At 42.4% G+C, this 11238-nt stretch carries 13 protein-coding genes and 1 tRNA gene; all 14 read right to left on the minus strand.

The window, feature by feature from the left end; genetic code table 11:
• Window positions 1–2086: 2086 nt before the first annotated feature.
• On the minus strand, window positions 2087–2362 hold the full coding sequence (locus tag N7974_RS19225; RefSeq protein WP_262967164.1) for a hypothetical protein: 276 nt from the start codon (window positions 2360–2362) through the stop codon (window positions 2087–2089).
• A 95-nt stretch (window positions 2363–2457) separates the two neighbouring features.
• Window positions 2458–2718, minus strand: a complete 261-nt coding sequence (locus tag N7974_RS19230; RefSeq protein ID WP_262967165.1) for a hypothetical protein — start codon at window positions 2716–2718, stop codon at window positions 2458–2460.
• 14 nt (window positions 2719–2732) lie between these two features.
• A complete protein-coding gene (locus N7974_RS19235; protein ID WP_262967166.1) occupies window positions 2733–4679 on the minus strand; it encodes a cell wall-binding protein in 1947 nt (648 codons plus the stop codon).
• A complete protein-coding gene (locus N7974_RS19240; RefSeq protein ID WP_262967167.1) occupies window positions 4666–5529 on the minus strand; it encodes a toprim domain-containing protein in 864 nt (287 codons plus the stop codon). The genes N7974_RS19235 and N7974_RS19240 overlap by 14 nt, the downstream gene beginning before the upstream one ends.
• 115 nt (window positions 5530–5644) lie before the next feature.
• Window positions 5645–6004, minus strand: coding sequence for a hypothetical protein (locus N7974_RS19245; RefSeq protein WP_262967168.1), 360 nt, complete (start codon window positions 6002–6004; stop codon window positions 5645–5647).
• A complete protein-coding gene (locus N7974_RS19250) occupies window positions 6001–6345 on the minus strand; it encodes a hypothetical protein (RefSeq protein WP_243218648.1) in 345 nt (114 codons plus the stop codon). The genes N7974_RS19245 and N7974_RS19250 overlap by 4 nt, the downstream gene beginning before the upstream one ends.
• Window positions 6342–6662 carry a hypothetical protein gene (locus tag N7974_RS19255; protein WP_262967169.1) on the minus strand — a complete coding sequence of 107 codons (321 nt, stop codon included), beginning with the start codon at window positions 6660–6662 and terminating at the stop codon, window positions 6342–6344. Before N7974_RS19255 ends, N7974_RS19250 begins: the two co-directional genes overlap by 4 nt.
• Window positions 6659–7609, minus strand: a complete 951-nt coding sequence (locus N7974_RS19260; RefSeq protein WP_262967170.1) for a hypothetical protein — start codon at window positions 7607–7609, stop codon at window positions 6659–6661. The genes N7974_RS19255 and N7974_RS19260 overlap by 4 nt, the downstream gene beginning before the upstream one ends.
• Window positions 7606–7842 carry a helix-turn-helix transcriptional regulator gene (locus N7974_RS19265; protein WP_262967171.1) on the minus strand — a complete coding sequence of 79 codons (237 nt, stop codon included), beginning with the start codon at window positions 7840–7842 and terminating at the stop codon, window positions 7606–7608. The genes N7974_RS19260 and N7974_RS19265 overlap by 4 nt, the downstream gene beginning before the upstream one ends.
• Before the next feature lie 109 nt (window positions 7843–7951).
• Complete coding sequence (locus tag N7974_RS19270; RefSeq protein ID WP_262967172.1) at window positions 7952–8806, minus strand: hypothetical protein; 855 nt, start codon at window positions 8804–8806, stop codon at window positions 7952–7954.
• A 110-nt stretch (window positions 8807–8916) separates the two neighbouring features.
• On the minus strand, window positions 8917–9180 hold the full coding sequence (locus tag N7974_RS19275; RefSeq protein ID WP_262967173.1) for a type II toxin-antitoxin system RelE family toxin: 264 nt from the start codon (window positions 9178–9180) through the stop codon (window positions 8917–8919).
• Window positions 9164–9391, minus strand: a complete 228-nt coding sequence (locus tag N7974_RS19280) for a DUF6290 family protein (protein WP_262967174.1) — start codon at window positions 9389–9391, stop codon at window positions 9164–9166. Before N7974_RS19280 ends, N7974_RS19275 begins: the two co-directional genes overlap by 17 nt.
• Before the next feature lie 73 nt (window positions 9392–9464).
• The gene (locus N7974_RS19285; protein WP_262967175.1) at window positions 9465–10682 is read right to left on the minus strand and encodes a tyrosine-type recombinase/integrase; all 1218 of its coding nucleotides are present in this window, start codon (window positions 10680–10682) and stop codon (window positions 9465–9467) included.
• A gap of 162 nt (window positions 10683–10844) precedes the next feature.
• Window positions 10845–10921: transfer RNA gene (locus N7974_RS19290), tRNA-Arg, on the minus strand.
• Between the last annotated feature and the right edge of the window lie 317 nt (window positions 10922–11238).

An 11238-nucleotide genomic window follows, 5' to 3' on the forward strand; every position in this document is an offset into this window, starting at 1 on the left:
AGATACAATTGTCGTTGCTGATTGAATGTGGTTACGGTAGGGAGCTGATGGTCGTTGCTGTCTGAATGACGATCCAGACGGGAACCAAGGGCCGGTGCTGATTGAATGACGATCCAGACGGGAACCAAGGGCCGGTGCTGATTGAATGACGATCCAGACGGGAACCAAGGGCCGGTGCTGATTGAATGTTGATTCAGAAGGGAACCAATGGCCCGTGCTGATTGAATGTTGATTCAGATGGAAACCAATGGCCGGTAAAGTCGGGCTATGTTGAATTGGTAGCAACTAAAATAAATACCCGTACCTTTTTTATTGCGCCATGAGTAGCGGGGGAATTGTGCTCTGTGTGCATCCTGATCCAGTTGGTTGTTAATACCAGGTATTAATATTCTTGAATATAATTATTTGGCGGTAACTGTGCGGCTTGATTCAGACGGAAGCCCAATGGCCCATGCTGATTGAATGTTGATTCAGATGGGAGCCAATGTCCGGTAAAGCCGTGCTGTCTGAGTTCTGATCCAGCTGGTTGTTAATGCCAGGTATTAATATTCTGGAATGTAATTATTTGGCTGTAACCTTGAATGATGATCCAGATGGAAGCCAAGGGCCTATGCTGATTGAATGTTGATTCAGAAGGGAACCAATGGCCCGTGCTGATTGAATGACGATCCAGAAGGGAACCAAGGGCCGGTGCTGATTGAATGACGATCCAGACGGGAACCAAGGGCCGGTGCTCTGCCTGAATGTTGATCCAGATAGGAACCAAGGGCCGGTGCTCTGCCTGAATGTTGATCCAGATAGGAACCAAGGGCCGGTACTGGTTGAATACTGATCCAGATAGGAACCAAGGGCCGGTACTGGTTGAATACTGATCCAGATAGAAGCCAAAGGCAGATAAAGGCGTGTTGTCTGAGTTCTGATCCAGTTGGTTGTTAATACCAGGTATTAATATTCTGGAATGTAATTATTTGTCCGTAACTTTGAATGATGATCCAGAAGAGAACCAAAGGCCTATGCTGATTGAATGTTGATTCAGACGGAAGCCTAATGGCCGGTAAAGCCGGGCTGTGTTGAATTGGTAGCAACTAAAAATAAATACCCGTACCTTTCTTTATTACGCCATGAGTAGCGGGGTAATTGTGCTCTGGCTTTATTACCAGCAACACACAAAAGATAAAAACGTTATTATCTTATACTAATCAATAGTTTATGATTAAAATATAACGTTGTAGTCGAGACCTATAGGGGCTAAAAAACTCAAAAATCTCGCGGTCATTTAGCCCCGCAATGGGGGTTAGCCAGGGAGTACCTTGGCACCCCCCTTTTTCAAATAATTGGTTTTGGCGTTTAGCTGTGCATTGTTGTAGTTGGGTTTTTTCTATTCAAAACATTATGCGTAAAAATATACCTTGGGGCGGGCAAAGGATAGCGCTTCAATTTAGAGATTTATACCCCCCCTCTATCCAGTCAAATATATATAAATAACTCACACTGTAGGGGGGGGTATGTTTAAAACGTGGGGAACATGGGGAACTACCCTTCAAGACCATATAGCGCGTGGCTTTAGCGTTCCCCATGCAGGGCTTAAAAGTGGGGATTCTCCCCATAAATTTACGGGGAATTGGGTTTTTATGCAATTTATTAGGCTGAATAATAGGTTTTAATAGGTTTTCAAGCTGTTTTCAGCTCCCCATTTTTTTTGGGGAATTCCCCAAAAAATAAAAACTATTTGGGGAACGTTAAAGCCACGTTATATAAGGGCTATACTACTACTTCCCCAAATTCCCCAAGAAAATATATATATAGGCTGTTAAGTTTTTGTATTATGGCTGGCTGTTTGCTTTAAAGAGCCGGTATTGTTTCCAGAATAAAACACAATGATTGATTCAATCAGTTGTGCTTGTTCAGCTACTTAATGGCGTATGTATTAGGGTGCGGGTGATAAGGCGACAATGGGTTAAATGAAATAGTAGTCCGCGTGTGCAGCTACTTAATGGCGTATGGTTTGCGGGTGCGGGAATAAAGCTATTAAGCTCTATCCCCTTATAAGACTGATTAGTTTTTTTCTAAATGTTCCCAGGCCTGACTAAGCATTAGTGGCTAACAGGTCTTTGTGGGGTTCGTAAATCTTGCTGTTGGGTTTGCCGTTGATAAAATCACGGTGGCATTTCTCGCATACATAGCGGCCAGGGTAATTACTGACAATGGAAAATTTACCCCTGCCTTTACGTTTACAAAAGCCTTTTTCACAACTAAAGCATATCTTTTTAAGCTGCTCACCTACGGGGGCGCGGCTTAATTTATGCCCTAAACGCGGGATAATGCTGTTTTCAAAATGTTGAGGTTGTGTAGTTAAGTTCATTTTTTAATTCTGTTAGTTTAAGACTGACATTAAATTGTTAATGGTTTAGGTTTCTGATTGAATTATGCTTGCTCTTAATATCATTGCACGCCTCATTACTCTTGTAATCCGCTATCAATTAAGTTTTTTAAATCTCCTAATGTATGTTTTTTCAAAACTAGCTCACCCATTAATAACCGATAAATAATATCAATGATACTGCTAAGTACTAAAGGGTTAATAGCACGCCCTTTATGCTCACAATCGGTTATGTTTTTGTTTAAATAATCCAGCATTTTTATGGCTTCAACATGAAAAGGTGTGGGTTTTTTTAATGCTGCTTTCGTGGTGCGTATAGTTGGTTTAAGATTCTGCATTTTTTTGATCCCGCTTAAGATTCTGATTCGATCACGTTGGGGTTTAGCACCATTACGCGCTTATGTCCCCCCGCCGTTTTTTTCTTTACAGTCAAGCGAGGTCTGCCGCTCTTTCCATCTGGTTCTGTCTGGATAATGTGGCCTTTTTCATGCAGCCGTCGCCATAAAGTACCGGGTGACATTAAAAACGGGCTGCCCTGATCCCGTGCAAATCGTTGCACGGCTTTAAATACTGCCTCTTGACTTAGCCATAATTCCGGCTCATTCTTTGGGGTTTTACCATACCAACCAATTAACTCACCTTTTGGCATTAAATCACCTGCCTCTCGTCGCCAACCATAGGCGTGGGGGTGTTCGCTGGGTGCGCTTTGGTCTATGTAATAGGCAACGTGTCCGCAGCCAGTCGATAACACGGCGCGTAACAAATTTAAAAACTTTTCTGTTTCGTCCTGCTCGATTTGATAGGCTCCCTGTTCACTAAAGACTTGTGCCAGTTGATAGTCAACAACGCCCATTAAGCGATTAGGCTCCTCCAGTCCTTCAATGGTTTCTAAAAAATCGGTGAAAACTTCAAGGGCGGCGTATAGGTTCCCGTAAAGCTCGGGGGCGCGGTTATGTGATGTGGCTATTTTGTTCCGGGCGGCATAGTCTCGGTATTCTTTAACATGCTTGGGTAAATCTTTTTTTAATTGATCCATGCGCGGCGCTAAATATTGCAAATAGGCGGACATTAAGCCGGTAAACAAGCCTTTTTCACGCGCTTCTTGCAGTTGACTAATTAACCTATCTTTACTGAGTAAATCAATATCAGAACGGTCTAGCTCTAAAACTAACATTCTGCCTAGGTTTGACTGCCCGGGTGGTAAATCTTCACCTGTAGCTATTGTCATCGAACGGTTATAAGCCACTCTAGCGGTGGTCATAACGTCACGACCGGATTGATTACCAGTATTCATAATAAAACGATCTGCAAAAGCTTTTAAATCTGCTACTTTTTTTTGATCTCCTGAAGGTTTGTACTCATCAATAACAAATAAGCTATCTTTGCAACGATGGGCTTTAACTTCACATTGCCCAGCGGAATCTCCCCAGTTAGCAGGAAAATTACGTGCTTCAAAGTCGCCAAAAAACCCTAGTGCCAGTGCTGCAAGTTCTGATTTTCCGCAGCCGGTTAAGCTTTGAATCCAGATAATAAAGTCAGTAGGGTGACACTCACCCAAGGGGGCGCGGGCTATGGCTGCCAACAAAATTAAACCAATATACGGCTTTTTAGGGCAGATGTTAAGCAACAATAAAGCACTGTTTGCGGCTGTTGTCAGTTTGTCGCCTGTTAAGGGTGCTGGAAGTTGGTAGCATTTCATATTGTTAAAACCTAAGTCCACCTCGACATTTTCAACTAGACCGCTGGCGGTAATGGCACCTGATCCGGTTAAGTAATGCCAAGTATCATTAAGCTTTTTCCAGCCGGTGTATTTATAAACGGTGCAACTGGGTACGTCACCATCAAGGCTTGAATAAAGTTGTATGGCTGCTCGTAAGTTTTCCCTGACGGTTGCGCCGGTTTCTATATAGGGCTTTAATCCCCATGCATCACTTACCCAGGTACTTCGTGAACTCATAAACTCTTTCATAGGAACGTCAACCAAGGTTAAGAGAAAACCATCATTTCTACGGCCTTCTATACGCACAAAAGAGGTGTCAACTAGTCCATCATCTTGAATAATAATCTTGGTTATTTTACAAACAAAGTTACACAAGGAAAACTCTAAACGGCCATCACTATCACCACCTGATTTGACGTATTTAATACGATGGAAAGCGCCATTGTTAGTGGAGTAATTGCTAAACGATACAGCTTCACTCTTACCCGATCCGCTCCCAGTTCCACCGCCTCCGGTCTTGATTGCGGGTTTTTTGGCTTTGCCAACGATTGCCAATACCGGCGGTTTATTCTGAGTCATCAGAAACCACCTGCAAAGACAAACTGTAATCGTTAAAATCCCCAATATCAGGCGGCACAACATAACTGCCATTAATTGCTAAAGCCGCGTTAATTGCGGCTTGCTGTCCTACTCCGCTTTCGTCATTATCCCCACAAACAATGATTTCATTATCCGGGTATTGCTTGCGAATATGACCAGCAACAGCGGTTAGATTGCCGGAACTAAAGGCCACGACCGTAACATAGCCGGTCGTTTCATACAGACTGGCACCCGTGGCCCAACCTTCACAAATCAAAATAATGCTATCGTGGGTTATTTTAGTAACGTTACCAATATAACAGCATGATCCCTGTGCTTTGCCGCCTTTCATCATGCGTTTGCTACCATCATCAGCAATAAACTGTAAGCTGACTAACTCGCTGTTTTCGGCATAGAGCGGCACAACTAACGCGCCCTTATAAATGCGCGTTGTATACGGTTGCACAGCCTTTTTAATGAGGTATGGATGATTAATGGCCGGTGTTGCTTTGTTCCAAATATGCGCGGCCTTTTGAGTTGCATTATCATGGCGGGTTTTTTCTTCAATCTTGCGTTGCTCGCTTTGGCGTTGGCGCTCGATTGCAAAGGCTTTTTTTTCGGCATCGGTTAACGGTTTAAAATCACCGGCCAGTTTCCAGCGAATTTTTATGCCTTGTTTGAAGTCCTCAAAATAACCAGCTGCGCGTCCATCCGTGTGCAGGACATACGCGCCGTTAAGTTTTCCCTCTATTTTGAAGCGGTGTAGTTGACCGTCACCAATAACGGTTTCAGGTGGATTGATGAAGTTATCCAGCATGGCATTTTTAAATTGTTCAATGATATTTTGCATTTTAATTTATCCCTTAGTCGGGATTGCAATCACACTGCCATCGTCTATAATGATCTTGGGTTGTGGCGGTATGATTGCAAAGAACCGGCTAATTGTGAGTGATTAGTCGGTTTTTTTATGCCTGATTGTTTTGTTCGTTCTGCTTAACGTCTGCGATTTCCTTAAGGATTGCAGCATCACTAAAGGCATTAACGATGCTGTTAACGTCCTCGATCTCTCGAATAGCGGCCATAATCACGTGATACATAACACCATCACTAAGGCGGCAATCTTCAATAGCGCCTATAAACCTATCTGCCAGCATATGTAAAATTCCGGCTGCTCTATCGGTGGATTGATTTACAGCGTCAGATAATTCATGTGGGCTGCTCATATCAAAATCAACAAACTGATCCGGTAAGCGGTGGGAAAAATTAATATTTAAGCGGGTAGTTTGGTGTTGCTCGACTTGATAAGATGGGGTGGACGCGTTCATTTCACACCGCCAGTGCTGTTTTGTTTTGCCAGAAAATCGGCTTGATGGAACGCATTAACGACGCTACGAATATCTTGTATCTCTTTTATAGCTGATTCAATCACGTTATAAACAATACTGTCATTAAGTCTGCAATCCTCATCGCCTATAAATTGAGATTCCAACATGGTCAACATAGAATCAGCCCTGTCAGTCATAGAATTAACTGCATCTACTAAATTACTGGTGCTATTTATCTTGAATTGAAGAGTTACAAAATCGCCTAGTCTGTGACTAAAATCAACATTTAAGCGAGTTACTTGGCATTGCTCAACTTGAGCGGTTTTGGTAGGCGCGTTCATTCTGCACCGACCGTGGCTTTATGGTTAACAGCATCGTGATGTATTTCTACAACCGCACATATATCATCAAGTTCTAACATAACCGACTTTAAAGCCCAGCTTATTGACTCTGTGTTTATCTTGTTGATATGCGCCTCTTGGTGTAAATCTGAAATTATTGATAATACGGCTTTAGACCGCATAACCATAAGGTCAATGGTGTCACACAATTGACTTGTGCAAATGGCGTTGTAATCCATATCAAGACGGTGGCTAAAATCAGGATTGAATGTGGGCTTTTGCTCTGTATCTTGAGTGGCTTGGGTCGATGCGCTCATTTTGCACCGCCAGTAATAGCAATGATCTGTTGCTCGATCTGGTATAGGTTGTCATCATTCCAGCCTCTAATATGGCGGATATGAATAACTTGGTGAAATAGTCTAAAGGCTTCAGCATCCAGTTTGATAAGTTCGCCTAAGCTGTGGCTGAAGGTTTCTTGTGTCCGGTAAGCACTGATAAAGGCATCGGCTAAAAACTGCCCTGAGTGACCACCATCAGCAATGCGTTTAAGCAATAATTCAGGCTCTAAGGCTAACGGCTCCAAGCCTCTTTGCTGATTTTGTTGCTTAATAATGTCATCAAGTGACATTTTTTTACGGTTGTTTATTTTGAATGATTGCTCGACTTGAGCAGGGATGTTTGTATTGTTCATGCGGATAGTCCTTGTAGAAGGGGATAAGCCGCCGCCAACAAGGTCTAATCGTTGGGCGGTGGGATGTATCAAGTTAGACCTACCGCCAAGGCGCGGCCAGCCGTTTAACGGGCTGCTCAATACACCCCACCATAACAAAATTGAATTGAGTTTTTGATGGGTACAAAAAAACCACGTTTTATAGTGGCCTTTTGCGGCCTTGCGCGGGGGTCTAATCCCGACCGTCACATGGGGTGACAGTGCGGTAAGAATAGCCGCCATGAAACAATCTGTCAATCCTGCTTTGATTAAATCGCTAATCTTCCAGCGCCTTTTTTGTCTGCGCTTAAGTCGGCTTGGCTTGGTGGTTTCGTCTGTAATGGCATAACGGGTCAGTTTAGCGCGTCCGCTTTGTGGTAAAAGTTCACCCATAGCGATTTCAAATCTGACTGGGTTGATATTTTTAAAAGCATCAAGGTATGAATCAATGGTTTTTAAAACAGCACCATGAGTAATGCCGAGATTTTTAGCCATTAAGCGATTATCTACTCTGGCCTCGTTCTTTTTCTCGGTTAAGGCTATAACATTATTCATTGTGTACCACCCAATTGACCAATTAAGGCTCTTATGTCCTCAACCTTCCAAGCGGTTGTGCGCTCTGAAAGCTTTACAGGTTTGGGATATTTGCCAGACTTTACGCCGTTTAAAAACGATGTACGGCCAATAGGGATTAAAGCGGGGATGTTTCTTTCTTTGCTGCCGGTTATTTGCCAGATTCTTAAGAATCCAAGTTCCGGTAATGTGAGTGGGGCGTGTATTTTTATCATGCTGTACATCCTGAATCGTTATGAAGTCAGGATGTATCTTGCGCGGGTTATTTTGTGAATAGATGGAATCCGTTAATTATTTTTTAATTCCGTTTAGGGTCTAGTATTTTCAGGGCTTGGCGGGGTATTTCTTGTTTGCTTCTGTCAAATACCTGTTAATTGTTTTCTGATCCAGTTCAAGGCCGCACCTGTTTAACGCTGCCTGAATACTCCCATTTTTCCCGCCTGTTGAGGTGTTTTTTGTTTTATATGGGTCGTATCTATAACCATCAATAGCCATGCCTAACACAAGTTTTAATAATGAATTACGCTCTGATTCTTTGAGTTCCTCAGGTTCTGAGGTTATTGGCTTTGTTTGTTGTTTTTTATACGCAAGTATCTTGTCTGTTGGAACGTAGTCGTTAACAGCGTGCTTTATTATTAAGTCATTATGGGATATTTCATGGTTAATGCGCTTAAATGCAACGCGTAACATAAGCAACTCTTTGTTAAGTATGGCTTGCTCGTTATCCATGTTTACAAGATAAACAGATAATCCAGGGTAAATAACTTCTATTTCTGCTTTTATTCTGGATATTTCATTAGAAATACTCTCATTGAGTTCAGTTTTATATTTAGCAATCTCTGACTCTGATAAATTATATCTATAATATTTATAGTCGGGTGGTTCCATTTTTGAATGGCTGCTAACCCATTCACTTATTGCATTGGTATTATTGCGGGTGCAATCACGCTCAATATATTGCATTGCTGCCGTGCGTGCATTTATGCCCTTCCACATTTTTTCATCATAACTGGGACAATTCCAGATTAAGAAATTATAAGAACTGCCGTACTTATTACTTATCAAGTCATCTGCTAGTTTTGAATAAGGCTCAATGCCCATTAAAACAAAAGGTACTTTTGAAATTTCATAATATTGGTTAGGGAATGATTCAGTTTTGTATGTTTCAAATAAAGACAATCAACACTCCATTAAGGTGCCATCATTACGAAAGGAATAACCGGAAATTGGGTAATGAATCCAACTTGTAAGCCGCTAAGCCTATCCGGTTAATTGGGTTTTCCGCTGTGTTAGCGGTAAATATTTTTACGGTGTCCGATTTCGATTATCAAAATAATTAGCTCATCGTCTTTGATCTGACAAATTAACCGATAATCACCGACACGGTAACGCCAATATCCAGCAAGTTGACCTTGTAATGCTTTACCTGTGGCGCGTGGGTTACTTTGGGTTGATAGTTTTTTTAAAAATTCGCGGATGCGTTCTCGATGTTGTATATCAAGTTTATTAATGGCATGGGCTGCCTTGGCTTTAAGTTCAATGCGCCATTCCATCTAGTTGTCGCTCCCATTCTTCAAGGCTAATAACGACATCCTCCCCTTGCTCCAACTCGGTAAGCGCCTTATCCGCTGCCCGTGCGTCTTGCCAATCTTCAAGACATTCGACCAGCAGTCTATTGGCTAACTTAGCTAGTGTTGTATGCTCATTTTCTGCCATCTCAGCCAGTAATATAGTTGTTTCATTATCCAGTTCTAATGTTGCCATACCATAAGCCCTTTTTTGCACTCTATTAAACTTCATTATACTTGCTTGAACAACCAGCGCCAAAATACTACATTTATCCAATCTTTTTAAACGCTATCACTTGAGCGCCATTCTTTAACCCGTCCAGATAATCAGCCCATGATTGCATCATCTTATGTCGTTCTGGCAAGTGAGCAGTTCGGTTATAAGCGCGGCCATTGGGATCTTTAACAGCATGTGCTAATTGATGCTCTATAAAGTCAGGACGGAAGCCTAATACTTCATCAAGAATAGTACGCGCTAAAGCTCTAAATCCATGTACCGTCATTTCATCCTTACCAATGCCCATACGCCGCAATGCTGCCAACATGGCAACATCAGACATCGCCCTTGAACCGTTCGGCGTTCTGGCACTAGGAAACACAAAACGACCATTGCCGGTTAGCGGTTGCAAGCTGGTTAAAATCTCAATGGTTTGTTTTGATAAGGGGACAATGTGCGGGGTTTTGGTCTTGGTAACAAGATACCGCCATTCTTTAGCGTCAAGGTCTATATGTGCCCATTCTGCTTGTCTCAGTTCGCCAGGGCGAACAAATACCAAGGGTGCAAGCTGTAGGGCTGATTTAACCACAAATGTTCCGGTATAGCCGTCAATAATACGTAGCAATTCGGCGGCCTGCTTGGGTTCTGTAACGGCTGAAAAATGCCCCGCCTTGGCTTGCATTAAGGAGCCGCGTAAATCAGGTGTTATATCTCGCTCGGTGCGTCCGGTAGCAATAGCGTAACGAAACACCTGCCCGCAAATCTGTAAGGCTCTATGTGCTGTTTCTATGGCATTTCGGGATTCTATTCGTCTTAAGGCTGTCAATAATTCAACAGCCTTTATGTCAACTATAGGTTTACTACCCAAGTAAGGAAAAATATCACGTTGAAATAGACTCATGGCCCGTTTTTGGTGGTTCTCTGATTTGTCGGTCATGTTCCTTTCGTACCACTCCCTCGCTATCACTTCAAAACTATTAGCGGCGCTTTCTGCCTTTGATGATTTAACCGCTTTTTTGTTTTCACTGGGGTCGATACCGCCAGCAATTTGTTTTATGGCGGTATCTCGCTTTTCTCTGGCTTCTTTAAGTGATGTTACCGGATAGACTCCCAGCGCCAATGTTTTACGGGTAGTGTTAAACCTGTAATTGTATCTAAAGTATTTTGAGCCATTGGCATTAACCAATAAGTACATGCCCTTCTCATCCTGCATTTTATAGGGCTTGTCGGTAGGTTTGGCATTCTTTATGGCGGTATCAGTGAGTGGCATGGCGGTATCAACTTCGATAAGTTTGTAAATACCGCCACTTATACCGCCAGCAGTGGCGGTATGTCAATGTATTTGGTTACACTTCGTTGGACAATAAAAAACCCGCTAAGCCTTATGACTTGCGGGTTTTTGTACTTCGTTGTATCTGCCTGAATCGCTGTATGGTGCCCCGAGGCGGATTTGAACCACCGGCCTGTCCCTTAGGAGGGGACCGCTCTATCCAGCTGAGCTATCGGGGCAATTGCGCCATTCTACCATAAAGATCATCATGATATGTTGGCGTTTTGTTATTTGTTTGTTTTTCGATGAGTTTTTAACTAAAAATTTTATAGATAATATCTCTCTACGAAAGCCCATCTATTTATGTATCGCACTTTTTAGCTGGTATCCAAAAATTAATAGTCTAAAAAAGCTGAGGATTTTTGTTTATTTACAATAGACATCTTTCCTAAATACAGCCATAGCGTAAGTTAACAAGAGCAGCCACTAAATTCCATGTCAAGGAGTAATGCTTGTGTTTGCCCCGATAAACATCTTTGGCAATCCTGAAAATTTT

Origin of the sequence: Methylobacter psychrophilus (assembly GCF_025583945.1) — a bacterium.
In the GTDB taxonomy this organism is placed as follows: domain Bacteria; phylum Pseudomonadota; class Gammaproteobacteria; order Methylococcales; family Methylomonadaceae; genus Methylobacter_C; species Methylobacter_C psychrophilus.